This is a genomic window from Salinicola lusitanus (assembly GCF_003206045.1).
Lineage (GTDB): Bacteria > Pseudomonadota > Gammaproteobacteria > Pseudomonadales > Halomonadaceae > Salinicola > Salinicola lusitanus.
The window spans coordinates 16,604-42,911 of the sequence record NZ_PZJM01000009.1 but is presented as its reverse complement, the minus strand read 5'-3'; the positions used below and the strand labels follow the sequence as shown (position 1 = coordinate 42,911).

Sequence of the window (26,308 nt, the reverse complement as noted above, 5' to 3'; positions counted from 1 at the left end):
CGGCGCGCTCGATACCGGGTCAGGCAACGCTCGACTGCGCCGCCGACGTCTCGGCAGCGAGGCGCGCCCGCCGTGCCAGACGCTGCTCCTCGGCGTCGAACAGGTGCAGCGGGCCGTCGACCGCGAGCCGGATCTCGCTGCCCTCGCGCAGCGCCGCGGCCTCCAGCGTGGCCAGCGGCAGTCGCGCGGTGAGCGGGGCATCGAGCCCTGGCAGGCGGCAGTAGACCAGGGCATCCACCCCCAGGCGCTCGATCATCTCCAGGGTGACCGCGAACTCGCCCTGCGGGTCGAGGCGCAGGTGCTCCGGGCGTACACCCAGGGTGGCGGCACGCTTGGGTGCCTTGGCGTCTGCGCGCGCCGCTGTCTCGGGCTCGGCTTTGGCCCTGGTTTGGGTTTCGAGGGCTTCGGTCTCGAGGGCTTCGGTCTCGCGGGCGTCGTTCTCGAGTGCTTCTGTTTCGAGGATCAGGCCGCCGGGCAGTCGCGCGCGGCCGTCGCTGTGGGTCACCGGCAGCAGGTTCATCGCCGGCGAGCCGATGAAGCGCGCCACGAAGCAGCTGGCGGGTGTCTCGAACAGGCTCATCGGGGTGCCGATCTGCTCGATCCGGCCATCGCGCAGCACCACCAGACGGTCGGCCAGGGTCATCGCCTCGACCTGATCGTGGGTGACATAGAGCATGCTCGCGCCCAGGCGCTGCTGCAGGCGCCGAATCTCCAGGCGCATCTGCACGCGCAGCGCGGCATCGAGATTGGAGAGCGGCTCGTCGAACAGGAACACGGTCGGCTCGCGCACGATCGCCCGGCCCATCGCCACGCGCTGGCGCTGGCCGCCGGAGAGTTGGCGCGGGCGGCGTTCGAGCAGCGCTTCGATTCCCAGCAGGGCCGCGGCCTCGCGCACCCGGCGGGTGATCTCCTCGCGCGGGCGCTTCTGCAGCTTGAGCGCATAGGCCATGTTGTCGAACACGCTCATGTGCGGGTAGAGAGCGTAGTTCTGGAACACCATCGCCACCCCGCGCTGGGCCGGCTCCAGCTGGTTGGCCAGCCGCCCGCCGATCTCGAGCTCGCCATCGCTGATCGTCTCGAGCCCCGCCACCATCCGCAGGAAGGTCGACTTTCCGCACCCCGAGGGGCCCACGACGACCATCAGCTCGCCGGGTTCCAGGGTCAGATCGATGCCATCGACGGCGCGCTGGCCGCCCTTGTAGGTCTTGACGAGCTGGCGACAGGTCAGTGTGGCCATGGGTCGAGTCTCTTGGTGTTGAAGGTCACTTTTCGGCATCGGTCAGCCCACGCACGAAGAAGCGCTGCATGGCGACGATCACCACCACCGGGGGCAGCACCGTGAGCAGCGTCATCGCGGTGGCCAGTTGCCACGGTGGCAAGGTGTCGGTGGACTGCACCAGATTCTTCAGGCTGATCACGGCGGTGGCGTGATCGGGCGAGTTGGCCGCCAGCAGCGGCCACAGATACTGGTTCCAGCCGTAGATGAACATGATCACGAACAGCGCCGCGAGGTTGGTCCGCGACAGCGGCAGCACGAAATCCTTGAGAAAGCGCAGCGGCCCGGCGCCATCCAGCCGCGCCGCCTCGAACAGCTCCGACGGCAGGCTCAGAAAACACTGGCGCAGCAGGAAGGTGGCGGTGGCCGAGGCGATCAGCGGCAGGATCATTCCGGCGTAGGTGTCGATCAGCCCGAAGCGCGCCACCACGCCGTAGGTCGGCACGATGCGCACCTCCACCGGCAGCATCAGGGTGACGAAGATCAGCCAGAAGCAGAGCGTGCGGCAGGGGAAACGGAAGAACACGATGGCGTAGGCGGCCAGCAGTGAGATCGCGATCTTGCCCAGCGCGATACCCAGCGCCATCACCAGCGAGTTGCCGAGCAGGCGCAGCGCACTGACGCCGAGCCCGGGCATCGGCTGCGACAGTAGCTGCCAGTAGTTGACCAGCCCCTGGTCGCCGAACCACAGCGGGGCGATGCCGCTCTGCAGGTCGGCGGCACTGTGGGTGGAGGCGGTGAGTGCCAGCCATAGCGGTAGCCCGAAGATCACCGCGCCAATGATCAGCAGCAGATGGGTGAGGCCGTCGAGGCCGGGGCGACGATAGCGCATCAGTAGGCGACCCTGCGTTCGAGATAGCGGAACTGGATGAAGGTGAGCACCCCGACCAGCAGCATCAGCAGCACCGACTGGGCGCTGGAGCCGCCCAGGTCGCGACCCACGAAGCCATCCTCGTAGAGCTTGTAGACCAGGGTACGGGTAGCGCCGCCGGGCCCGCCCAGGGTGGTGTTGTCGATGGTGGCGAAGGTCTCGAACAGCACGTAGACACTGTTCATCACCAGCAGGAAGAAGGCGGTCGGCGACAGCAGCGGCAGGGTGATGCCGAAGAAGCACCGGAACGGCCCGGCGCCGTCGATGGCGGCGGCCTCGAGCAGCGAGGCGGGGATCATCTGCAGCCCGGCGAGAAAGAACACGAAGTTGTAGCTCATCTGTTGCCAGATCGAGGCGATCACCACCAGCGCCAGCGCCTGGCCGGGGTCGAGCTGGGCATCCCAGTGCACGCCGAAGACGGCCAGGGCGTGGGTCAGCACGCCGAGCACCGGGTCGAACATGAACAGCCACAGAAGCCCCGCCACCGCCGGCGCCACCGCATAGGGCCAGGTGAGCAGCACCCGATAGAGCCTGGCGCCATGGAGCACGCGGTCGGCGAGCACCGCCAGCAGCAGTGCCAGGCCCATGGCGCCCGCCGCCACCAGCAGGCTGAACAGCGCGGTGACGCCGAAGGCGTGCCAGTAGCCGGGGGAGCTGAGCACGTGCTGAAAGTTGGCGAGCCCGACGAAGCGCTCGCCGAGGCCGAAGGCATCCTGCACATAGAACGCCTGGCGCAGCGACTCGGCGGCGGGCCAGAAGAAGAAGATGGCGACCACGGCGAGCTGGGGCGCCAGCAGCAGCCAGGGAGTGACGGAGTGACGTTCGAAAGTGGTCATCTTGATCGGCATAGCGGGCGGCTTGCGCCGCCCGCTTTTAGGGACTCGACAGGAGAGAAGGACATCTCAGGCGCTTAGGGTTTGGACACAAAATCAGCGTGCGCCGGTCGTTTTCGTACTAAGCCCTAGTTCGAGACGCTGCGCTCGAACTGCTCGAGCTCCGCATTGCCACGCTTGGCGGCGGTGGTCAGCGCCTGGGTAGCGGTTTCGCTGCCGTTGAACGCCTTCTCCAGCTGCTCGGCGATGATATTGCGGATCTGCGGCATGTTGCCCAGGCGCAGGCCGCGGCCGTTGTCATCCGGCGTGCCCCGGGTCAGCTGGTCGATCGCCACGCTGGCGCCCGGCGTCTTGGTGTAGAAGCCCTCTGCTTTCAACTGCTCGTAGGCTGCGGTGGTGATCGGCACGTAGCCGGTGAAGCTGGCCCAGTCGGCCTGTACCGCCGGCGAGGAGAGGAAGTTGAGGAACTCGGCCACGCCCTGGTAGACCGTGTCCGACTGGCCCTGCATGACCCACAGCGAGGCGCCGCCGATGATCGAGTTCCTGGGCTGGCTCACCGCCTCGGCGTCATAGGGCAGCGGGGCGATGGCGAAGCCGAACTTGCCCTTGGCGGCTTCCTGGATACCCGCACGCGAGGCCGAGGAGGTGGTCAGCATGGCGCAGCGACCCGACTGGAAGCGCTTGGTGCCGCTGTCGGCGCGACCGCCATACTCGAAGGCGTGGCTCTTCTGCCACTCGGCCAGATCCTGGATATGGGCCACCGTGGCCGGCTGCTGGTCGAACACCAGGCGGGCATCGCTGCCGTTGAAGCCATTGGCCTGAGTGGCGAAGGGCAGGTCATTGATCGCGCTGAAGTTCTCCAGCTGGGTCCAGCTCGGCCAGGCGGTGGTCAGGCCGCACTCGGCAGCGCCGCTCTCGACCAGCTTGTGGGCGTCCCTGCCGAGCTCGGCCCAGGTCCTGGGCGGCGTCTCGATGCCGGCCTTGGCGAAGGCGTCCTGGTTGTAATAGAGCACCGGTGTGGAGGAGTTGAACGGCATCGACAGCATATGACCGTCGCTCGAGGTGTAGTAGCTCTTCACCGCCGGCAGGAAGGCGTCGGGATCGAACGGCGTGCCGGTGTCCTGCATCAGCTGGTAGACCGGATAGATCGCGCCCTTGGCGCTCATCATCGTTGCCGTGCCGACCTCGAACACCTGGGTGATCGCCGGCGCCTGGCCGGCGCGGAAGGCGGCGATGGTCGCGGTCAGGTTGTCGCTGTAGCTGCCCTTGTAGACGGGCTTGACTACATAGTCGTCCTGGGAGGCGTTGAATTCGTCGGCGATGGCGTTGACCTTCTCGCCGAGCGCGCCCTCCATGGCGTGCCACCAGGTGATGGTGGTGGCCGCCTGGGCCGAAGTGGACAGCGATAGCGCGGTGACAGCGACGAACGGAAGCAGTTGGACAAGGCGCACGATGACATCTCCTGACAGAGCGTTACAGGGTGTGTTGCGTACCCTAGGGCGGCACGATGTCAGGAGCGTGGCAGTCGGATGTCACTCGGGTGACGGCGTTGTGACAGGGCCAGGGTGACGGCGCGGCAGGACGCTGCGCGCGCCCTGCCGCGCCGTTCAGGTCGTCGCCTGGGGAGCCGGCGTGTGTTCGATCACCCGTTCGAAGGTGCGCAGGCGTTTGACGATCGAGAGCAGCTCGATGATGGTCGACCAGGAGTTGACCAGATACTGGAAGGAGTCGCGCACCTGGCCGAACACGTTGAGCACCTGCTGGAGCAGGCCGAGGGTGAGCTTGCCGGCGACGATCGATGGCGTCAGCACCACGAAGGCGAAGATCGTGTCCGCCTGCAGGTAGAAGATGCGGGCGATATTGAAGTAGGCGTAGTGCCAATAGAGCCGGAAGTAGTTGCGCCGTACCGCCTGATACAGCTCCGCCACGGTGGCCGGCCGGGCGCGCTCGGCATTGTCCTCGCCGTAGACCAGCTCCTTGCGGTAGGCCGCCTCCACCCGCTGGTTGCGAAACTCGAGCCCAGGCAGCTTGACCCCCACCAGGGCCAGGAACAGGGTGCCGAACACGGACCAGACGATCGCCGCCCACACCAGCGCATCGGAGACATGACCGACCAGCGGCAGTTCGGTGATGTGCTGCGACATCGTGACCAGCAGCGGTAGAAAGGCGATCAGCGTCAGCACCGCCTTGAGCAGGTTGACGCCCAGCCCTTCCAGCGTGGTCGAGAAGCGCATGGTGTCCTCCTGCACGCGCTGGGCAGCGCCCTCCACGTGTCGAAGCTGCGACCAATGCGCCATGTAGTAGTCGTTCATCGCCGTGCGCCAGCGAAAGATGTAGTGGCTGACGAAGAACAGGTTGAATACACCCACCGTCACCGCGACGAAGGCGATGCCGGCAAAAGTGAGCATCTCCCGGTAGAGGTCCTGCGCAGTGACGTCGCTGCCGCCGGCGAGCGCTTGCTGCACCATGTCCCAGAACGGGCCATACCAGGCGTTGACCGCAACGCTGGTCTGGACCGAGAAGTAGGTCATGAAGACGATCAGTGCGCTACCCAGGATCGACCAGTACTGCCACCGGTGCGGGGCGAAACGAAACCACACGGCGCTGAACAGCCCGACGCAGAGCGCGTAGTAGAGATAGAACCAGAGAAACGACGCCGACCAGAATCGCGAGACGCCGATCGGCAGGGAGGCCTCGCCTGCCGGCGACAGCCCGATGGCGGCACCCCACCCGCTGGCGGTGGACTCCCACAGGACGATGGCGAACAGCGCCCATCCCAGGGCAGTGACGAAGAAAAGCGATGGCTTGGGGAAGAACGATCGGAACACGGTGACGGCCCTGCAATTGGCGATGAACGGCGACGCGGCACCATGACGGCGCGGCGTCGGTCACTCATCGACCGCGAACCGGTTGTTACGTTCCCTTACGAGCGCCGGCGGCCAGGGCCATTCGCCTCAGGAAATGTCGACCTGATAGCGGAACGTGGTGGCGGCGCCACGCGAACGCCGGTACTCCAGCGGCGTGCGATCGTAGCCGAGCGCCAGCCGCTCCACCATGACGACCGGTTCCCCGGTGCCGATACGGAGGATGTCGGCGAGAGCTGCTTCGGCAGTCTCGACGGTGAGCGTCTCCCGCGCCGAACCGATCAACTGGCCACAGTGCGATTCATAGAACGGGTAGAGCAGGTTGCCGAAATCCGCGATATCGATGTGCATCAGGGCATCGAAACGGGCGGCTGGCAGCCAGATATCCTCGTGCAGCAGCGTCGCTCCGTCGAGCTGGCGGATCCGCTCCAGGCGGATGGTCTCTTCGGCCACCGCCAGTTCCAGCGCCTCCGCGATATCCTTGGCGGCGGGTTCCAGCTGGCGCGAGAGGATGCGGCTCTTGGGGATCCGGCGATCACCACGAGCGTCTACCTGGCGGAAGAAGCGGAACAGCGACCCCTCGAAATTGGGGCGAAGGATGAAAGTGCCACGCCCTTGGCTCCTCTTCATCAGGCCATCCTGGACCAGGGTGTCCACGGCCTTGCGCAGCGTGCCGACGGCGACGCCGTAGTGCCTGGTCAGCTCCGCCTCGGTCGGTATCGCGACACCGGGTGTCCACTCTCCTGCAGCGATTCTGGCCAGCATGTCGTCACGTAGACGTTGATAGAGCGGCAGGCGTTCGTCTGTCATCGAGCTCGTTCCCCTCATGAATGGTTTCCCTCCGCTCTGTTTCAAACAAATGTATCACTTTGTTGCCATCTTTAGTCGTAGACCCTGCGGACTGCGACTAATGGGGTGTATGCTCTGACCGAGTTTATTCATATAGTTGAATAGATATATATAGGTCGAACCATTCGTTCGCCGTCAAGTGTTCACGCCATTCACCAAGGGCCTCTCATGACGCAACCCGCTACCGTCGCGCTGACCGGCGTCGATACCCATGCGCACATCTTCCGGCAGGACCTGCCACTGGCGGGCGACCGTCGTTATAGCCCGGCGTACGACGCCACCATCGAGCAGTATCTGGGGCATCTCGATCATTGCGGCCTCTCCCATGGCGTGCTGGTACAGCCCAGCTTTCTCGGTACCGACAACAGTCACCTGGTTTCGGCACTGCGTCGGTTTCCGCAGCGTCTGCGCGGTACGGCGGTGGTGGCGCCTGAAGTATCCAATGACGAACTCGATGAGCTGGCGGAGTCAGGAGTCGTCGGCATCCGGCTCAATCTGATCGGGCAGCCTCTCGAGGATTATCGTAGTCCGCCATGGCGCGCGCTATTCGCCAGAATAGCTAAGCGTGGCTGGTCGGTGGAGATCCAGCGGGGGATGGAGGACCTGGACACGATCCTGCCGCAGATTCTGGCGGCTGACGTGCCGGTGGTGATCGATCACTTTGGATTGCCCTCCGGCGAGATCGATCCGGTCAACTCCCGCCATCGGGCGCTGCTGTCTCTGCTTTCGAGCGAGGATATCTGGGTCAAGCTGTCGGCGACCTACCGGAGCAGGTCCAGTCACGCCCAGGCGCTGGCATCGATCGATCGACTGCGCGACGCCTACGGCCATAGCGAGCGCCTGCTGTGGGGCAGCGACTGGCCGCACACCCGCTTCGAGGCCGACACCGACTACGACGCCCAGTTCGCGCTGATGCAGACGCTGCTGCCGAACGTCGAAGAGCGCCGCCAGATCATGATCGCCAACCCGGCCAGGCTGTTCAAGATCGATCTCACGCGCTAAGGGGCGCCGGGCGGAATAACGAACACGCACCATGAGTGCGAACGACAAGTACGAGAGGGAAACCGACTTATGATGAGTCTACTGGTGGTAGGGGCGATCGTCGTCTCCATCATTCTGGGATACCGCACCAAGATCAATATCGGGCTGTTCGCGATCGCGTTCGCCTATCTGATCGGCTGCTTCGGGCTGGGTCTGAAACCCGCGGAAGTGATTGCCATGTGGCCGCTGAAGATCTTCTTCATCATCTTCTCGGTCTGTCTGTTCTACAGCTTCGCGATCGTCAACGGCACGCTGGAGAAACTGGCCGAGCACCTGATGTATCGCTGCCGGCATTTTCCGCATCTGCTACCGTTCGCCATCTTTCTGGCGGCGGTGGTGATCTCGGCGTTGGGTGCGGGTTACTACACCGTGCTGGCGTTCATGGCACCGATCACGCTGCTGCTGTGCAGCCGCACCGGGCTGAACCTGATCGTCGGTGCCATGGCGGTCAACTACGGGGCGCTGGCGGGTGCCAATTTCGTTTCCAGCCAGAGTGGCATCATCTTCCGTACCCTGATGACCAATTCGGGCATCTCCGACAACCAGGCTTTCATCAACAGTTTCGGCATCTTCGCCAGCACCATGATCGTGCCGATCGTGGTGCTGTACGGACTGATCCTGTTCGGCCGCAAGCGCGGCACCGCGATGGCGTCGCTGGAGCACGTCGAGCGTCCCAGCCCGCTCGACCGCGACCAGCGCGCCACCCTGATCCTGACCCTGGTGATGATGGCCACCGTACTGCTGCCGCCCATCGCCAGCCTGATCCTGCCCGACAACGCCGCCGTGACGTTCGTCAATTCCAAGGTGGACATCGGCCTGATCGCCAGCGTGTTCTCGGTCATCGCGCTACTGATGAAGCTGGGTGACGAGCGCAAGGCGATCGCCTCGCTCCCCTGGGGCACGATCATCATGATCTGCGGCGTCGGCATGCTGATCTCGGTGGCGATCAAGGCGGGCACCATCGATCTGCTCGGCTCCTGGATCGGCACCAACATCCCGCCGGTGCTGATTCCGGTCGCGTTCGGCGTCGTTGCCGCGTTCATGTCGCTGTTCGCGAGTACGTTGGGTGTGGTCACGCCGGCGCTGTTCCCGCTGGTGCCGTCGCTGGCCGGTACGCTCTCGATCGACCCGATGATCATCTTCATCGCCATCGTGGTCGGCGCCCAGGCCACCTCGATCTCGCCGTTCTCCTCCGGCGGCAGCCTGATCCTCGGCTCGTGCCCGACGGACGAAGCGCGCTCGGGACTGCTGCCCAAGCTGCTGTTCCGTGCCGCCCCGCTCGGCTTCGTCGCCGCGCTGGTGTTCAACCTGCTGCTGACGTTCGTGTTCTGAACGCGGGGTGACAATCGATCATCGTCATCGTAGCGTGACGAACGGCGGCGCTCTTGCTGACAAGGGCGCCGCTTCTCGTTCGAAACGACCCTTCGGCACCGTCATGAGAGGAGCATCGCCGTGATCCTGTTCGACAAGCGTTATCCCGCTACGCTCGACACGCTTGTCGAGGCGTCCACGGCTGCCACCTTGGAAACCTGGACGTTCGACGACCAGGCCACGCGCCGCCGGGCCGAGAGAGCGCTGGCGGACCGCGGCATCACCGCACGCTGTCGCTCGGCCTACAAGCCGCTGGTCTGCGCCTTCCGCGAGGAGATCACGACCGAAGGTCTGACGCGTGTCGAGGTTACCTTCCCCCGGCATCCCGACGCCCCGGCGTCGCGCTTCCTGCTGGAGAGCTATCCGCTGGCAGCACTCTATCCCGGCGTCGGCTTCGAGTTCGCGGCGGGGGACATGTGTGACGAGTTGCCGGTCTACCGCCTGCGGTTGCATTACGCCGATGGGCGCGACGAGCCTCTGGAAGTGCTGGCGCCCAACCGCCGGCATGTCGACTTCGCGGAGGAACCGGCGCTCTCCCCCTGCGGCTGGCAGATCGTCGATGGTGCAGGCGGCGCCTTGACGACGGTCTACGAGCAGCTCTTTGCCGAGGCGATGACAGCCATCCGCGGGGCCACGTGGAGCACGCAGGAAAGAGACCAGGAGCCCTATTTCGAAGAGCTCAACATCACCGTAACGCTGCCGATCGCCGATGAGCCGCTCGGCTACGCCGACGAGGCGCTGTCGCTGCGGGAAGCCCTGCACGAGGAGTTCTACTTCTCGCTGCTGGAGGTGTTCCAGCGGCGCTCGGGAAGGCCGCTGGGCGATCGCCATCTGCAGCCGGGGCAGATCGTGCCGGAGATCCGGCTCGGCGACGGCTACGAGGTGACGGTGGAGACGCGTGGCTACGACCGTGAGACGATAGCCTCTCCCCGTGAATCGCTCGACGCCGTGTCCCGGCCACTGTCGCCGCGGCAGATCGCCAAGGAGCTGGAGTCGCTCGGCGGGACGCCGTTCTACGCCACCTCGGTCGCGGGGCGGCGAGTCGAGGGTCGGTACGTGGCCGGGGGCGACCGGGGCGTGATCATCTCCGCCGGCCAGCACGCCAACGAGACCTCCTCGCCGGCCGGCACGCTCCAGGCGGCCGGTCTACTGGCGCAGCGCGAGGGCGCGCACTTCTCGCTCTGCCCGCTGGAAAATCCGGACGGCTATGCGCTGCACCAGCGGCTGGTGGCGGACAACCCGTGCCATATGCACCACGCCGCCCGTTACACGGCACTGGGCGATGACCTGGAGTACCGCGAAGCGGATGAGCACGAAACGGCTATTCGTCTCGAGGCGGAGCGGCTGACCGGGGCCAGGCTGCATCTCAACCTCCACGGCTATCCGGCCCATGAGTGGACGCGGCCGCTGTCGGGCTATGTGCCGCGCGGCTTCGAGATGTGGACGCTGCCCAAGGGGTTCTTTCTGATCCTGCGCCATGCGTCCGGCTGGGCCGACGCCTCGCGCTGGCTGATCGAGGCGGTCACGCTGGCGCTCGGCGAGGTGCCGGGACTGCGCGCCTTCAACGATCGCCAGATCGCCCTGTTCGAGATCCACGCCGGTGAGACCGGATTCGAGATGATCAACGGCTTTCCCTGCCTCGTCGCCGAGGATGACCGCCACCGGTTGCCGCTGACCCTGATTACCGAGTATCCCGACGAGACCGTCTACGGCGCTGCGTTCGCCGCTGCCGCCACGGCGCAGCGGGCGACCGTACTGGCAGCCTACGAGGCGTACCAGCGGATGCCCGGGCCCTTGTTCGCCGATGCGCACGGCGGCGACGCGAAGGCGGGCCACCCGGCCGTCGGCTAGCGCGCCGGCTGCAGGGCGGGGGGCAGGCGGGCGAGCCCGCCGCTGGCCTTTTCGTAGGCGCGGGCCAGCTGCAGCACGCCCCAGTCGTCGCGGGGCCGGCCGATCAGCTGGAAGCCCATCGGCAGGCTCTCTTCGCTCAACCCGGCCGGCAGGCTGATGGCCGGTGCGCCGAGCATCGAGGCGGGTACGACGACCTCCATCCAGCGGTGGTAGGTGTCCATCGGCCGCCCGGCGATCTCGCTGGGCCAGTGGGTGTCGACGTCGAATGGAAACAGTTGCGCGCTGGGCATGGCCAGGTAGTCGAACCGTTCGAACAGCGCGCTCCAGGCGTGATAGGCGTCGCCGCGCTGGACGTTGGCGGCGTAGATCTCCTGCGCCGAGAGCGGCAGGCCGCGTTCGACTTCCCACTGCGCCTCGGGCTTCAACCGTTCGCGGGTCGCGGGGTCGGCGTAGTAATCGCCCAGGTTGCCGGCGACGGCCCAGTGGCGCAGTGTGGTCCAGCTTTGCCACAGCGTGTCCGGGTCGAAGGGAGTGTCGCAGGCGTCGAGTTCGGCGCCGCATTCGACGAGTCGATTCAAGGCCGCTTCGCACAGCGCGAGCACGCCGGATTCCATCGCCAGATGCCCACCCCAGTCGCCCAGCCAGCCGATCCTGAGACCGCGAACGTCACGTTCCAGCGCGGTGTCGACGGTGTCGGTTCCGCGCCGTAACGGCTCTCCCAGGGAGAGCGGGGCGCGCCGATCGAAGCCGGACTGGATCTCCAGCAGTCGGGCGACATCGGCGATCGTTCTGCCCATCGGGCCATTGGTGGCGAGCTGCTGGCCGAACGGGTCTGCGGCCAGCCCCGGCACCCGTCCGAACGAGGGGCGAAAGCCGATCACGTCGTTGAACGCGGCAGGATTGCGCAACGACCCCATCATGTCGCTACCGTCGGCCACCGGTAGCATCCGCATGGCGAGCGCCGCCGCCGCGCCGCCGCTGGAGCCGCCGGCAGTGCGGGTGCGATCGAAGGCGTTACGGGTCGCACCGAAGACCGGATTGTAGGATTGCGAGCCGAGTCCGAACTCCGGGGTGTTGGTCTTGCCGATGACGATGGCACCGGCGTCGCGCATGCGCGCCACCATCAGGCTGTCCGCGGCGGCTATCTGCCCGGCGAGCAGCGGCGAGCCCTGGGTGGTCGGTAGGCCCCTGGCATCGGAGAGATCCTTGATCGCCTGCGGGAAGCCGTGCATCCAGCCCCGCGAGTGTCCATTCGTCAGCTCCCGGTCGGCGGTGTCGGCCTCGGCGAGCAGCGCAGCCCGCTCATGGCGGGAAACGATGGCGTTGACCAGCGGATTGGCGGCGTCGACATGGTCGAGATAGGCGTTCATCACCTCCCGGCAGGAGACGACGCGATCGTGAAGGTGGCACGACAGCGTGGTGGCGTCCCAGGTCACGATCTCGCTCGGGGCGAACGCCGGCGCGGCGCGATTCGAATCGGAAAGCGGTGTCATGAGGGGAGAGCTTGTTGTTGGAGGAGGCTCCAGCATAGCGCAATGGGGCACTGAATCATCGCCACCGCCAAGCTGGAACCCGGCGCCGGATCACGCCGCCGGGTTCACGGTCTTCACCGGTCGTGCTTAGCCGCGAGAGAACCACTCGCTGTAGGCGCTCAGTGCCGGTGCGCCACCCAGGTGGGCGTAGAGAACCTTGGCGCCGGCGGGGAATTCGCCGAGACGAACTTTCTCGATCATGCCGTGCATCGACTTGCCTTCGTAGACCGGGTCGGTCAGCACGCCCTCGAGCCGCCCGCAGAGTCGAATCGCTTCCAGCGTGCCGTCGTTGGGCAGGCCGTATTCCGGATAGCCGAACCGCGTGTCGAGCACCACGTCGTCGGCGGTGATCGGCTGGCCGAGCTCCACCAGCTCGGCGGTGTGCTGGGCGATGCGCACAATCTGGGCATGAGTCTGCTCCGGTTTGGCGGAGGCATCGATACCGATCACCTGACGGGCTCTACCGTCGGCGGCGAAGCCGACCACCATGCCGGCCTGGGTGCTGCCGGTGACCGAGCAGACCACGATGTAGTCGAAAGTGAAGCCCAGCTCGCGTTCCTGCTGGCGCACTTCCTCGGCGAAACCGACGAACCCGAGCCCGCCGTAGGGGTGCTCCGAACAGCCGGCGGGAATCGGGAACGGCTTGCCGCCCTTGGCCCGAACGCTCTCCATCGCACGTTCCCAGCTTTCGCGAATGCCGATGTCGAAGCCGGCCGGGTCGAGGCGCACGTCGGCACCCATGATCCGCGACAGTTCGATGTTGCCGACCTTGTCGTAGCTGGCATCGTGATAGTTGACCCAGTTCTCCTGGACCAGCACGCAGTCGAGCCCCAGATGGGCAGCCACGGCGGCGACCTGGCGCGTCTGGTTGGACTGGATGCCGCCGATCGAGACCAGGGTGTCGTAGCCGCCTTCCAGCACTTCCGGAATCAGGTATTCGAGCTTGCGGGTCTTGTTGCCGCCGAAGGCGAGTCCGCTGTTGCAGTCCTCGCGCTTGGCGTAGAGCTCGACCTCGCCGCCGAGATGTTCGCTCAAGCGCTTGAGCGGGGTGATGGGAGAGGGGCCGAATGTCAGCGGATAGCGAGCGAACTTGTCGAGTTTCATGGAAGCTCCGGCTGTTGTTGTGGAGTCGTGGAGAGGACTCGATCTATCCTAGAGCGAAACGCTCTGAGGCGTGTTGCAAACTGGAATGGATAAACGGCTGAAAAGTTGCCGATGTCGAATAAATAAAGGATTAAGTTTTAAGTAACTGGTCATGCGAGAAATTAAATTAACAAGAGGTAAGGCCAAGCCATGGCCCAGATCAGCAGCGATGCGGGCGCATCACTGGATCGAATCGATCGCCAGATCCTCGACCAGCTCCAGCGCGATGCCTCGATCTCCAACGTTGCGTTGGCGGAGCGCGTCAACCTCAGTCCGCCCGCCTGCCTGCGACGGGTCGAGAGGCTCAAGCAGCAGGGGATCATCAAGGGGACAGTGGCACTGCTCGATGCCGACAAGCTCAACGTCGGCATGGTGGTGCTGATCGGCGTCGTGCTGGATCGCTCGACACCCCAGTCGTTCGCCGATTTCGAAGCGGCCGCGCAGCACATTTCGGGGTGCATGGAGTGCCACGTCGTGACCGGCGAGTTCGACTATTTCCTGCTGATCCGAACGCGTGACAACCAGAGCTTCAATCGACTGCATGCCGAGCAGCTCATCTATCTGCCTGGCGTGCGCCAGATCCGCTCGTTCATGGGCCTGCGCGAAGTGCTGTCGACGACGCAGCTGCCGTTCGCGAAATGAAGGGGGCGCAATGGCGTTCATCTAAGGTCTAACGGCATCATAGTATGATGTATGACAATATCGGCATCACGATTTCTCGGCCTGTGTTTCCTCGATCGAGGCGAGGCGGCTGGACGACTGAGTGACCGATTTACGTTAACCCACGATGAGGGGAGCCAAGGTGAATTTTTCCAAAGAAGCGGTTGTTGCCTCTATCAAGGATGGCCTGCTGTCCTTCCCGGTGACCGATTTCGATGCCAACGGCAAATTCGACGCCGACAGCTACCGCCGGCGTCTGCTGTGGCTGAAGGAGTACGAGGTCTCCGCCCTTTTCGTGGCTGGCGGTACCGGTGAATTCTTCAACATGACGATCGAGGAGTACCGCGAGATCGTCACGATCGCGGTGGAGACCATCGGCGGGCACGTGCCGATCATCGCCAGCGCCGGGCAGAGCGCCGAACTCGCCAAGGCGCACTGCAAGGCCGCCCAGGAAGCGGGGGCCGACGGTATTCTGCTGATGCCGCCGTACCTTACCGAGTGCCCGCAGTCCGGCATCGTCGAGTATGCCGCCAGCGTCTGCGAATCCACTGACCTCAGCGTGATCTACTACAACCGCGCCAACGGCTATCTCACGGTCGATGGCGTCCAGGCGCTGGCCGACCGCTGTCCGAACCTGGTCGGTCTCAAGGATGGCAAGGGCGACATGCAGGCGCTCAACATCATCATCAAGACACTGGGCGATCGCCTGGCCTACGTCGGCGGCGTGCCGACGGCCGAGATCATCGCCGAAGCCTACCTCGCCATCGGCGTCAGCACCTATTCGTCGGCGGTCTTCAACTTCGTGCCGGAGATGGCGGTCAAGTTCTACCGGGAGCTGCGCCAGGGCAACCGCGATTTCGTGCGCCAGGCGACACGCGAGTTCTTCATTCCCTTCGTCACCCTGCGCGACACCCAGAAAGGCTATGCCGTCAGCCTAATCAAGGCGGGCGCCGATCTGGTCGGTTACCCGGGCGGCAACGTGCGTGCACCGCTGACCATGCCCAGCGAGCAGGAGCGAGCCACGCTCGAGCAACTGATCGAGAAAGCGCGCACGCTCTGAGCGACACCCCCCTGCGGCTCCTTCATCAAGCCGGGAGCGGCCCTGTGGCCGGCCCGGCGTCGCCAGCCCGATCCCTTCGCGTTCATCGCCTCGACGGAGACTTCCTATGCCGAGCCACGGCACGCCAACCATCACGAACATGAAGGTGATTCCGGTCGCCGGCCGGGACAGCATGCTGCTCAATATCGGTGGCGCCCACTCGCCCTGGTTCACCCGCAACCTGGTCATCCTCGAGGACAGTGCGGGCCACGTCGGCGTCGGCGAGGCGCCTGGCGGCGATACCATCCAGCAATCCCTGGAGCAGGCGCGACCGCTGGTCGTGGGGCAGCCCATCGGCAAGCTGCGATCGATGGTGGCATCGCTGCACACCGCCGGTCGCGGTGCCGATTTCGAGGATTTCGGCAAGGGCTCCTGGACCTTCGAACTGCGCGTCAATGCGGTGGCGGCGCTGGAGGCGGCACTGCTCGACCTGTTCGGCAAGTTCCTCGACGTACCGGTGGCCGAGCTGCTGGGTGACGGCAGGCAGCGCGACAGCGTCGAGGTCCTGGGCTATCTGTTCTTCGTCGGCGACGGCCAGAAGACACCGCTCGGTTATCGCGAGCGCACCGAGGACAGTGGCAACAACGATCTCGGCCACGAGTGGTATCGCCAACGCGACATGGCATCGATGACGCCAGCGCGCATCGTCGAGCTCGCTCGCGCCGCCCAGGACCGCTACGGCTTCCGGGACTTCAAGCTCAAGGGCGGTGCGCTGCCTGGCGAGCAGGAGATCGAGGCCGTCACCGCGTTGCACGACGCCTTCCCCGAGGCGCGAACCACCATCGATCCCAACGGCGCCTGGTCCCTCGACGAGGCGATCCGGCTGTGCAAGGACCTGCATGGGGTCATCGCCTATGCCGAGGATCCCTGTGGCGCGGAGCAGGGCTTCTCGGGGCGCGAGATCCTGGCCGAATTCCGCCATGCCACCGGGTTGCCGGTAGCGACCAACATGGTGGCCACCAACTGGCGCGAGATGGCCCACGCGCTGATGTTGCGTTCGGTGGATATCCCGCTGGCCGATCCGCACTTCTGGACGCTATCTGGCGCGGTACGCGTCTCCCAGCTGTGCCAGGACCACGGCATGACCTGGGGCTCGCACTCCAACAATCACTTCGATATCTCGCTGGCGATGTTCGCCCAGGTCGGGGCGGCGGCCGTCGGCCGCACCACGGCGCTGGACACGCACTGGATCTGGCAGGAGGGCGACGCCCGGCTGACCCGCAATCCGCCCCGGATCGTCGATGGCAAGGTCGCGGTGACCGATGCGCCCGGCCTGGGTATCGAGATCGACATGGGCCAGGTCGAGCAGGCCAATGCGCTCTACCGCAGCCTGCCGGCCGGTGGCCGCAACGATGCCATGGCGATGCAGTACCTGATCGAGGGGTGGCAGTTCGATCCCAAGCGGCCGGCGCTGGTTCGCTGACGCGACCGGGCTGGGCCCCTCTTGCATGCTCGAAAGCGCGAAAGACAAGACATCCAGAAAAGAACCGAAGGAGCCGATAGTGAAAAAGCTACTCAGTACGCTGACGTTGGCCGCCGCGATGGTGGTTGGCGGGCCGGCGCTCGCCGATGACTATCCCACCAAGAGCATCGACATGATCGTGCCGTTTTCCGCGGGTGGCGGTAACGATACCTTCGTGCGCGCCTTGCAGCCGCTGCTGGAGAAGCAGCTCGGCGAGGATCTGGTCATCCGCAACATTCCCGGCGGCGGCGGTGCCGTGGGGATGTCCCGCGCGGTCGCCTCGAAGCCCGACGGCTACACCCTGCTGGCCGCCAGCAACGCCATGTTGACGCTGGAGGCGATGGGCAACGTTCCGTTCACGCACAACGACTTCGATTTCATCGCCAAGGTGATCGAGGAGCCCTACGTGATCGCGGTCGGCGGTGACAGCCAGTACGCCAATCTCGAGGATCTGGTGAACGCGGCCACTTCCGGCACCACCATCAAGGTAGGGGTTTCCGGCGTCGGTTCCTCCGCGCACATCGCCGCCGTGGCCATGGCCAACCGGACCGGTGCCGAGTTCAACATCATTCCCTATCCCGGCGGTTCCGAGGCGATCTCCGCCGCCATGGGCGGCCATGTCGATGCCGTCGTGCTGGGCGGCGCAGAGCTGCGCTCGGCGCTGCAGTCCGGCCGCTTGAAGGCGCTGGCGATGAGTTACGCCGAACGCAGCGATTCGCTGCCCGACGTGCCCACCTTCCAGGAACAGGGCTACGACCTGACGCTGACGGTATGGCGCGGTATCGCGGCGCCCAAGGGGCTGCCTGCCGACGTCGAGAAGCGCTGGGTCGATGCGATCAAGCAGATCGTCGCCGATGGCTCCTATGAGCAGACCGCCGAGAATCTCGGGACGCAGGTCTCTCCGCTCTACGGCGATGAGCTCGACGCGTTCATCGACCAGTCCGCAGAGGTGATGCGCGAAGCGGCCGGCGATCTGGCGAAGTAGCGCGCAGGGCCGAGCAGCGTGGCGCACTGGCGCGCGCTGCCCGGCCTGCCGACAGGGTCGCCCGACGACCGTCCCTCTTTTTCTGGTCGAGGCGCTGGAGTCTGAATCCATGGAACGTGATATCGGTAAGCCGATTTTCGATCTTCTGCTGTTGATCGCATCGGCAGCGGCTTTTGCCGCTGCGATGGCGCTGCCGGACATCGAGATCGTCGGCGATCTCTCGCCGGCGTTCTTCCCCAAACTGATCTCGGCAATGATCTTTCTGTTCGCCATCCCCTGTCTCGTCAAGGATGTGCGCGAGTGGCGAGCCGCCGTGCCCGCGGGCGGGTCTCGGCCCGCCAACCGACGCGGGGTCATGCAGTGGTTGTGGATCGTGGGCCTCACCGTCGTCTACATCCTGCTGTTCGAGCCTCTGGGCTACATACCCAGCACGGCGGTGTTCGCCTTCTGCTGCGTCATCGGCTTGCTGATCGCCAGCGGTGTCTGGGGCGAGCTGAGTGCCTCGCAGCGGGTGAAATCGCTCGGCGGTGCGGCGATCTTCGCGATCGTGCTCGCGGTGGCGATCTACTACGTCTTCACCGATCTCTTCGAGATTCCGCTGCCGGACTGAGTGGCAGCGTCGGCAGCCGATTTAGGAGCAAGACATGATTTCCGGATATCTCGAGGGGCTGGGCATGGTGCTGCAGGTCGGCACGCTGCTGGCGATCGCCGGCGGCACCCTGCTCGGCATCATCATGGGCGCGCTGCCGGGGCTGACCTCGGCGATGGCGATCGCGCTGCTGCTGCCGGTGACCTTCGGCATGCCGCCGGTCATGGGCATCGGCATGCTGCTGGGTGCGCTGTGCGGGGCTGGTGCCAGCGGGTCGATCCCGGCCATCCTTCTCAACATCCCCGGCACGCCCTCGTCGGTGGCGACCACGTTCGACGGCTTTCCGATGGCCCAGAAGGGCGAGGCCGGCCGCGCGCTGGGGCTGGCGATCGTTGCCTCGTTCTTCGGCGGTGTCGCCAGCATGGTGATCCTCAGCCTGCTGGCTCCGCCGATCGCGGAGTTCGCGCTGCGCTTCGGCGCGGCGGAGTATTTTTCGCTGAGCATCTTCGGGCTGGTGATCATCGCCTCGGTTGCCGGCAAGTCGCTGTTGAAGGGGCTGATCGCCGGGCTGATCGGCTTTTTCGCCTCGACCATCGGCACCGACCCCATCACCGGGGTGGGTCGCTTCACCTTCGACCAGCTCTCGTTGCTGACCGGGATCAACCTGCTGCCGGCGCTGATCGGGCTGTTTGCCGTCTCCCAGGTGCTCAAGGACGCCTTCGAGTACGATCCGCGCCAGCGCCTCGAGGAGAGCACCCACCGTATCGATATCGCGCGGCCCCGTTTTCTGGAAACGCTGCGCCACTGGAAGGCGGTCGTGGCCGGCATCCTGTCCGGCTCCATCGTCGGGCCCATCCCCGGCGCCGGTGGCAGCATCGCTTCGCTGGTCGCCTACGACCAGACGAGACGATTTTCGAAATCTCCCGAGAAGTTCGGTACCGGCCACGCGCCGGGGATCGTGTCGGTGGAGAGTGCCAACAATGCGCTGCTGGGTGGCGCACTGATACCGACGCTGGCGCTGGGGATTCCCGGCGAGGCGGCAACGGCCGTGCTGCTGGGCGGTCTGATGATCCAGGGCATCACCCCCGGCCCGCTGCTGTTCGATGACCAGAGCGGCACGGTCTACGGCATCTTCCTGGCCTATCTGGCCGCCAACGTCTTCATGCTGCTGATCATGTGTCTGGGCATCAAGCTGTTCATCCGGGTGCTGATGGTGCCGCGCAAGCAGTTGCTGGCGGCGATCCTGGTGTTCTGCTTCATCGGTGTCTACGGCGTCGATGGCGATGTGTTCAACCTCTATCTGATGCTGGGCTTCGGGGTGCTGGGCTATTTCCTCAATCGCTATGACTTCGGCACGGCGCCGGTCATCCTGGGGCTGATTCTCGGGCCGATCGCGGAGGCCAACCTGCGCCGCGGGCTGCAGGCCTTCCAGGGCGACTGGACTCCGTTCTTCACCCGGCCGATCAGTCTGACGTTCCTGGTGATCGCGGTGGGGCTGCTGGCACTGACGCTCTGGCAGAACTATCGTGGCAACCGTCGGAGCGAATCGAACGCATCCTCGTGACGGCCGTCCACCCGATGTGCATGGCGGCGGTGCGCGCCGGTAACCCCGGCACCAGCCCCGGGCTTGCCGAGCGGTGCGCCGCGGCGACCAAGGCAGGTTGAATCCGGCTCCGGCCGGAAGATGAATGAGTATCCACCCTCACTGCAGGAGGCAACATGAAACTGACAGGTGAAATGCTGATCGGCCAGCAGGCCGTCAAGGGCAGCCGTGATCCGATCCAGGCGATCAATCCGGCCACCAACGAGCGCCTCGAGCCGAGCTACCCCGGTGGCACTCAGACCGAGGTCGACCGTGCCTGCGAGCTGGCCTGGAGCGCCTTCGACAGCTACCGCGAGACCTCGCTCGAGGATCGCGCCAAGTTTCTGGAGACGATCGCCGACGAGATCGAAGCGATCGGCGACGATCTGATCGAGCGCGCCGTGGCCGAGTCCGGCCTGCCCCAGGCACGCATTCAGGGCGAGCGCGGCCGTACCTGCGGCCAGCTCCGTCTGTTCGCCAAGACCGTGCGGGCCGGCGAGTGGCTCGACGTGCGTGTCGATCCGGCGCTGCCGGATCGCCAGCCGCTGCCGCGGGTCGACCTGCGCCAGCGTCACATCGCGCTGGGCCCGGTGGTCGTCTTCGGTGCCAGCAACTTCCCGCTGGCGTTCTCCGTGGCCGGCGGCGATACCGCTTCCGCCCTGGCCGCCGGCTGCCCGGTCATCGTCAAGGCCCACGGTGCCCACCCCGGCACCAGCGAACTGGTGGGGCGTGCGATCCAGGCCGCGGTCAAGAAATGCGGCCTGCCGGAAGGTGTCTTCTCGCTGATGTACGGCTCCGGCCGTGAAGTGGGTACCGCGCTGGTCACCGACCCGCGCGTCAAGGCGGCGGGCTTCACCGGTTCGCGCAGCGGCGGCCTGGCGCTCTGGAAGGCGGCCCAGTCGCGTCCCGAGCCGATCCCGTTCTACGCCGAGATGAGCTCGATCAACCCGGTGTTCCCGCTACCGGCGGCGCTGAAGGCGCGGGGCGAGGAGATGGGCAAGGCGTTCGTCGGCTCGCTCAACATGGGTGCCGGCCAGTTCTGCACCAATCCCGGGCTGGTGATCGCGCTCAAGGGGCCGGAGCTGGACGCCTTCGTCGAGGCGGCCAGCGAAGCGGTCCGGGGCAGCGCCGCCCAGACCATGCTCACGCCGGGCATCTTCGAGGCCTACGAGAATGGCGTCAGCACCCTGGCGGGGAGTGGCAAGGCGAAGGAAGTGGCGCGCGGTCAGAAGGGTGAAGGTCCCAACCAGTGCCAGACCGGGCTGTTCGTGGCCTCGGCGCAGGACTTCCTTGGCAGCGACGCGCTGCAGCAGGAGGTGTTCGGCTCGACGTCGCTGGTGGTCGAGTGCGCCGATGCCGCCGAGCTCGAGCGGGTCGCCGAGCATCTGGAAGGCCAACTGACGGCGACGCTGCAGATGGACGACGCCGACCTGGAGGCCGCCCGCGCGCTGCTGCCGATCCTCGAGCGCAAGGCGGGCCGGGTGATGGTCAACGGCTGGCCGACCGGGGTGGAAGTGTGCGATGCCATGGTCCACGGCGGGCCGTTCCCGGCGACGTCGGATTCGCGCACCACCTCCGTGGGCACCGCGGCGATCTTCCGCTTCCTGCGTCCGGTCTGCTACCAGGATCTGCCGGATGCGCTGCTGCCGGCAGCGGTCAAGCAGGCCAATCCGCTGAAGCTGCGACGCTTGGTCGACGGCAAGCGCGAAGCGTAAGCCGCCATCGCCGTGGCCGGGTCACCGCTCGGTGGCTCGGCAGTGCCAATCCCAGGACCCCCGCTCTCGAGCGGGGGTCCTGGCGTTTCGGACGGCCTCTCCTCGTGCCGGACGAGATGGGACCAAGGTCGCCCACCGGTAGCTCTATCCCGCTCGAAAGCCTAGAATGAGCGCCGAGTCAAACGACCCCAATGAATTCGACAAGTAAAGGAAAGCCCGTGAATCCGGTTCAGACCACGTTCCAGTACGGTTCGAGTACCGTCACCCTAGAAACCGGGCGCGTTGCGCGCCAAGCCACCGGCGCTGTGCTGGTTACCATGGACGACACCGTGGTGCTGTGCACCGTGGTCGGGCGCAAGGATCTCAAGCCCGGCCAGGACTTCTTCCCGCTCTCCGTGCACTACCAGGAGAAGACCTACTCCGTGGGCAAGATCCCGGGTGGCTTCTTCAAGCGCGAGGGCCGTCCGACCGAGAAGGAGACGCTGACGTCGCGTCTGATCGATCGTCCGATCCGTCCGCTGTTTCCGAAAGGTTTCATGAACGAAGTGCAGGTCATCTGCACCGTGCTCTCCGCCGACCGCAACCAGGATCCCGATATCGCCGCGATGATCGGCACTTCCGCCGCGCTGGCGATCTCCGGCCTGCCGTTCAGCGGTCCCATCGGGGCGGCGCGTGTCGGCTTCACCGAGTCGCGCGGCTACTTCCTCAACCCCACGGTGGAAGAGCTGGCCACCTCCGAGCTCAACATGGTGGTGGCGGGTACCGACAAGGCCGTGCTGATGGTCGAGTCCGAGGCCCAGGAGCTGACCGAGGACGAGATGCTGGGCGGCGTGCTCTACGCCCACCAGGAGATGCAGGTCGCGATCGACGCGATCAAGTCGCTGGTCGGCGAAGCGGGCAAGCCGAAGTGGGATTGGCAGCCGGCCGCCGCCAACGTGGCGCTCAAGGAAGCCGTCGCCGGCAGTTTCGAGTCCGCCGTGGGTGAAGCCTATCGCATCACCGACAAGATGGCGCGCCAGGATGCCCTGGCCGAGATTCGCGCCAAGGCGATCGAGCAACTGGCCGGCGGCGACGCGCCGCAGTTCAGCGCCGATGAAGTCGGCGGCGCCCTGGCCAGCCTCGAGAAGCACACCGTGCGGCGTCGTGTCATCGCCGGCGAGCCGCGTATCGATGGCCGTGATCACAAGACCGTACGCCCGCTGGACATCAAGGTCGGCGTGCTGCCGCGTACCCACGGTTCGGCGCTGTTCACCCGTGGCGAAACCCAGGCCGTGGTCATCGCCACCCTGGGCACGCTGCGCGACGCCCAGTTGATCGAATCGCTGGAAGGCGAGCGCAAGGACCGCTTCCTGCTGCACTACAACTTCCCGCCGTACAGCGTCGGCGAGGCCGGTTTCATGGGTGGCCCCAAGCGTCGCGAGATCGGTCATGGCCGCCTGGCGCGACGCGGTATCCAGGCGATGCTGCCCAGCGAAGACGACTTTCCCTACACCATCCGCGTGGTGTCCGAGATCACCGAGTCCAACGGTTCCAGTTCGATGGCGTCCGTCTGTGGCTCCTCGCTGGCGCTGATGGATGCCGGCGTGCCGATCAAGGCGCCGGTGGCCGGTATCGCCATGGGCCTGGTCAAGGACGATGACGGCTTTGCCGTGCTGACCGATATCCTGGGCGACGAGGATCACCTCGGCGACATGGACTTCAAGGTGGCCGGTTCCGCCAATGGCGTGACCGCACTGCAGATGGACATCAAGATCGAGGGCATCAACGAGGAGATCATGGAGACGGCGCTGCAGCAGGCGCACCAGGCTCGTATCGAGATCCTCGACAAGATGAACGCCGTGATCGCCGAGAGCCGCAACGAGGTCTCCGACCACGCCCCGGCGATGCAGACGATCAAGATCTCCCCGGACAAGATCCGTGACGTCATCGGCAAGGGCGGCGCGACGATTCGCGGCATCTGCGAGGAGACCGGCGCGTCGATCGACATCGACGATGACGGCACCGTTCGCATCTACGCCGAGGATCGTGCTGCGGCCAAGCGTGCCATCGACACCGTGCTCGGCATCACCGCCGAAGCCGAGATCGGCAAGCTCTATCGCGGCAAGGTGGTGCGTCTGGCCGACTTCGGGGCCTTCGTCAACTTCATGCCGGGTACCGACGGCCTGGTGCACATCTCCCAGATCGTGCCGGAGCGCGTCAACGACGTGAAGGAGTACCTGAGCGAAGGTCAGGAAGTGACGGTCAAGGTGCTCGACATCGACAACCGCAACCGCGTGAAGCTGTCGATCAAGGAGATCACCCCGGAAGAGAAGGCTGCCTTCGAGGCATCTCTCGTCACCGAAGAGTGATTCGTCGGCGGTAACCGCCAACGCCCGGTCTGCGTCATGCAGGCCGGGCGTTTTTCATGGGTGGCTCATGCCGCGGCGGCCAGGGGGCGCGGCGCCGGCAGGAGGCGCTTGAGCTGGCGGGAGAGTTTCTTCTCCACGAACTCGTAGCTGAGCCAGGAGCAGAGCGCAATGACGGGCAGGCAGATCGCCAGCGCCAGGTAGGGAGGCAGACCGAACTGCTCGGTCAGCACGTAGTTGCCCGACCACAGCACGATCACATGCAACAGATAGGTGGAGTAGGACCAGTCACCCATCGCCTTGAACACCCGGTTGTTGCCGATACGGGCTTCCATCCCGATGAAGGCGATCACCAGCAGCGCGCTCGGTAGTCCCCAGGCGAGGAACCGCAGCGCCCCGGAAGGATCGTTGAAATGGAGAATCGTGGCGCTGCTGGCCAGCGCCAGCGCGATCGGCCACCAGCGTCCCTGGGGCATGCCGTAGCGTCTGTAGAGGGCGCCGATCCCCATGCCCAGCAGGAATTCAAAGATGATCGGGTCGGTGTAGAAGTTGCTGATGAATGGCTGATGGGCGAACAGCGTGTTGATCACCACGATCGCCAGCACCACGCTCCACAGCCGCCATTCGCGCTTGAGCATCAGCGAGGCGGCGAAGACCACGTAGAACAGCATCTCGAAGTTCAGCGTCCAGCCCACCGGCAGGATCGGATAGTAGCCGTAGCCGGCGGGGTTCTCCGTGGGCAGGAAAAACAGCGACATGACCAGGCCCTTGAGACTCAGGCCGTACTCCGGCATGACGTTGCTGGTGAAGTAGATGATCGCGGCGGTGATCAGCGTGTAGAGCCAGTAGGCGGGGACGATCCGGACCAACCGGTGGAGCAGGAATTGCGGCATCGTCAGCCGCTTGCCGCGGCTGGAGACGTAGATGATGAAGCCACTGATGACGAAGAAGATATCCACACCCACCTGGCCGCGGGTGGAGAAAAGATACTCGACCCAGTTATCCGCCTCGAAGCTGAAGAAGACCTGCATGAAGTGGTGGAAGACGACGATCCATGCCGCCAGGGCGCGTAACGCCTGTACAGAAATGAGCATCCCTAGGAGTCCTTGCCCGTAAGTCCAAGACGCCTCTTGAGAAGGGTGGATGCCGGAAAAGTTCGATGCTATTACCCAATATTACAAAACGCTGTTCTTATTTGCAGTGCGTCGCCCGGGTGTAGTAGTGCGTCATCGCCGGGCCACACGATGCGGTCATGATTCACAGCTTCCGCAGTGCTACCTGCTCCACCAGGTGATCGCGACCCTTGCGCAGGATGAGGTCGGCGCGGGGGCGCGTGGGCAGTATGTTCTCGCGCAGGTTGCGGCGATTGATGTCACGCCACAGCCCTTCGGCGATCTCGAGCGCCGCCGCCTCGTCGATCTGGGCATAGCGGTGGAAGAACGAATCGGCGTTCTGGAAGGCGGTCTGCCGCAGCAGCTTGAAGCGTTCCAGATACCAGTCGTGGATGTGAGCCTCCTCGGCGTCGATATAGATCGAGAAGTCGAAGAAGTCGGACACGAACGGCACCATCTTGCCGTCTTCCGGCAGGTCACGGACCTGCAGCACGTTGATGCCCTCGACGATCAGGATGTCGGGACGGTCGACGATCTGGTATTCGCTGTCGCGTACGTCGTAGGTCAGGTGCGAGTAGAGCGGGGCCTGGACATTGCGCGCGCCGGCCTTGATCCATGACAAAAAGCGCAGCAGGGCGCCGATATCGTAACTCTCCGGGAAGCCCTTGCGGGCCATCAGCGCCTTGTCGCGCAGCGTGGCGTTGGGATAGAGGAAGCCGTCGGTGGTGACCAGGTCGACCTTGGGGCTCGACGGCCAGCGCGCCAGCAGCTCCTTGAGGATGCGCGAGGTGGTCGATTTGCCCACCGCGACGGAGCCCGCGATGCCGATGATGAACGGGGTCTTCTGGGTATCGTCGATGTCCAGGAAGCGTTTGCGCTGGGCGTAAAGCCGCTGGCTGGCTTCGACGTAGGAGGAGAGCAGGCGAGACAGTGACAGGTAGATCCGGCGCACCTCACCCAGGTCGATCGGGTCGTTGAGCGAGCGCAGTCGCTGCAACTCCTCCGCCGACAGGGTCTGCGGCGTATCGGCTCGAAATTCGGCCCACTGCTCGGCCGTGTAGAACTGATACGGGGAGAAGGGGTCCGGTCTCAATTGATTCATCGTATCTCTTTCACTGTCGAACCGCC

At 65.4% G+C, this 26,308-nt stretch carries 21 protein-coding genes; 11 read left to right on the top strand and 10 right to left on the bottom strand.

Going from position 1 to position 26,308, the window contains the following annotated elements; translation table 11 throughout:
• Positions 1–19: 19 nt before the first annotated feature.
• From DOM45_RS13590 to DOM45_RS13565, 6 genes are all read right to left on the bottom strand, one after another.
• A complete protein-coding gene (locus tag DOM45_RS13590; protein ID WP_110601367.1) occupies positions 20–1,237 on the bottom strand; it encodes an ABC transporter ATP-binding protein in 1,218 nt (405 codons plus the stop codon).
• A 25-nt stretch (positions 1,238–1,262) separates the two neighbouring features.
• Positions 1,263–2,108 (bottom strand): sn-glycerol-3-phosphate ABC transporter permease UgpE, encoded by an 846-nt coding sequence (gene ugpE, locus DOM45_RS13585; protein ID WP_110601364.1) that lies wholly within the window; start codon positions 2,106–2,108, stop codon positions 1,263–1,265.
• Entirely contained in the window at positions 2,108–2,983 is an 876-nt protein-coding gene (ugpA, locus tag DOM45_RS13580; RefSeq protein WP_110602076.1) for a sn-glycerol-3-phosphate ABC transporter permease UgpA, read from the bottom strand. Before ugpA ends, ugpE begins: the two co-directional genes overlap by 1 nt.
• Before the next feature lie 125 nt (positions 2,984–3,108).
• A complete protein-coding gene (gene ugpB, locus DOM45_RS13575; RefSeq protein WP_342588726.1) occupies positions 3,109–4,431 on the bottom strand; it encodes a sn-glycerol-3-phosphate ABC transporter substrate-binding protein UgpB in 1,323 nt (440 codons plus the stop codon).
• A 156-nt stretch (positions 4,432–4,587) separates the two neighbouring features.
• Positions 4,588–5,808 (bottom strand): peptide antibiotic transporter SbmA, encoded by a 1,221-nt coding sequence (gene sbmA / locus DOM45_RS13570; protein ID WP_110601361.1) that lies wholly within the window; start codon positions 5,806–5,808, stop codon positions 4,588–4,590.
• A gap of 126 nt (positions 5,809–5,934) precedes the next feature.
• Positions 5,935–6,654: a GntR family transcriptional regulator gene (locus tag DOM45_RS13565; protein WP_110601359.1), complete on the bottom strand. Its 720-nt coding sequence runs from the start codon at positions 6,652–6,654 to the stop codon at positions 5,935–5,937.
• Between the two features lie 207 nt (positions 6,655–6,861).
• Here DOM45_RS13565 and DOM45_RS13560 point away from each other — a divergent pair, with 207 nt between their 5' ends.
• From DOM45_RS13560 to DOM45_RS13550, 3 genes are all read left to right on the top strand, one after another.
• Entirely contained in the window at positions 6,862–7,695 is an 834-nt protein-coding gene (locus DOM45_RS13560; protein ID WP_110601357.1) for an amidohydrolase family protein, read from the top strand.
• Positions 7,696–7,764: 69 nt separating this feature from the next.
• Positions 7,765–9,066: an SLC13 family permease gene (locus DOM45_RS13555; RefSeq protein WP_110601355.1), complete on the top strand. Its 1,302-nt coding sequence runs from the start codon at positions 7,765–7,767 to the stop codon at positions 9,064–9,066.
• A gap of 120 nt (positions 9,067–9,186) precedes the next feature.
• Positions 9,187–10,956, top strand: coding sequence for a M14 family metallopeptidase (locus DOM45_RS13550; protein WP_205909466.1), 1,770 nt, complete (start codon positions 9,187–9,189; stop codon positions 10,954–10,956).
• Here DOM45_RS13550 and DOM45_RS13545 read toward each other — a convergent pair.
• Together DOM45_RS13545 and DOM45_RS13540 are read right to left on the bottom strand one after the other, a co-directional pair.
• A complete protein-coding gene (locus DOM45_RS13545) occupies positions 10,953–12,449 on the bottom strand; it encodes an amidase (RefSeq protein ID WP_110601353.1) in 1,497 nt (498 codons plus the stop codon). The two genes, DOM45_RS13550 and DOM45_RS13545, sit on opposite strands and share 4 nt — an antisense overlap.
• 126 nt (positions 12,450–12,575) lie before the next feature.
• The gene (locus DOM45_RS13540; protein ID WP_110601351.1) at positions 12,576–13,592 is read right to left on the bottom strand and encodes a 1-aminocyclopropane-1-carboxylate deaminase; all 1,017 of its coding nucleotides are present in this window, start codon (positions 13,590–13,592) and stop codon (positions 12,576–12,578) included.
• A 189-nt stretch (positions 13,593–13,781) separates the two neighbouring features.
• Here DOM45_RS13540 and DOM45_RS13535 point away from each other — a divergent pair, with 189 nt between their 5' ends.
• The 8 genes from DOM45_RS13535 (at position 13,782) to pnp (ending at position 24,071) form a co-directional block, all read left to right on the top strand.
• A complete protein-coding gene (locus DOM45_RS13535) occupies positions 13,782–14,273 on the top strand; it encodes an Lrp/AsnC family transcriptional regulator (protein ID WP_110601348.1) in 492 nt (163 codons plus the stop codon).
• Between the two features lie 160 nt (positions 14,274–14,433).
• Positions 14,434–15,351: a 5-dehydro-4-deoxyglucarate dehydratase gene (kdgD, locus tag DOM45_RS13530; RefSeq protein WP_110601346.1), complete on the top strand. Its 918-nt coding sequence runs from the start codon at positions 14,434–14,436 to the stop codon at positions 15,349–15,351.
• A 106-nt stretch (positions 15,352–15,457) separates the two neighbouring features.
• On the top strand, positions 15,458–16,813 hold the full coding sequence (locus DOM45_RS13525; RefSeq protein ID WP_110601344.1) for an enolase C-terminal domain-like protein: 1,356 nt from the start codon (positions 15,458–15,460) through the stop codon (positions 16,811–16,813).
• A gap of 79 nt (positions 16,814–16,892) precedes the next feature.
• Positions 16,893–17,837 carry a Bug family tripartite tricarboxylate transporter substrate binding protein gene (locus tag DOM45_RS13520; protein ID WP_157958151.1) on the top strand — a complete coding sequence of 315 codons (945 nt, stop codon included), beginning with the start codon at positions 16,893–16,895 and terminating at the stop codon, positions 17,835–17,837.
• A gap of 109 nt (positions 17,838–17,946) precedes the next feature.
• Complete coding sequence (locus DOM45_RS13515) at positions 17,947–18,447, top strand: tripartite tricarboxylate transporter TctB family protein (protein WP_110601341.1); 501 nt, start codon at positions 17,947–17,949, stop codon at positions 18,445–18,447.
• Positions 18,448–18,481: 34 nt separating this feature from the next.
• Complete coding sequence (locus DOM45_RS13510) at positions 18,482–19,990, top strand: tripartite tricarboxylate transporter permease (protein ID WP_110601339.1); 1,509 nt, start codon at positions 18,482–18,484, stop codon at positions 19,988–19,990.
• Between the two features lie 155 nt (positions 19,991–20,145).
• Positions 20,146–21,723 (top strand): aldehyde dehydrogenase (NADP(+)), encoded by a 1,578-nt coding sequence (locus tag DOM45_RS13505; protein WP_110601337.1) that lies wholly within the window; start codon positions 20,146–20,148, stop codon positions 21,721–21,723.
• Positions 21,724–21,941: 218 nt separating this feature from the next.
• Positions 21,942–24,071 (top strand): polyribonucleotide nucleotidyltransferase, encoded by a 2,130-nt coding sequence (pnp, locus tag DOM45_RS13500; RefSeq protein ID WP_157958152.1) that lies wholly within the window; start codon positions 21,942–21,944, stop codon positions 24,069–24,071.
• A 65-nt stretch (positions 24,072–24,136) separates the two neighbouring features.
• Here pnp and DOM45_RS13495 read toward each other — a convergent pair whose 3' ends face one another.
• Together DOM45_RS13495 and coaA are read right to left on the bottom strand one after the other, a co-directional pair.
• Positions 24,137–25,162: an acyltransferase family protein gene (locus DOM45_RS13495; protein WP_110601333.1), complete on the bottom strand. Its 1,026-nt coding sequence runs from the start codon at positions 25,160–25,162 to the stop codon at positions 24,137–24,139.
• A 163-nt stretch (positions 25,163–25,325) separates the two neighbouring features.
• Positions 25,326–26,282, bottom strand: a complete 957-nt coding sequence (gene coaA / locus DOM45_RS13490) for a type I pantothenate kinase (protein ID WP_162302627.1) — start codon at positions 26,280–26,282, stop codon at positions 25,326–25,328.
• Positions 26,283–26,308 lie beyond the last annotated feature (26 nt).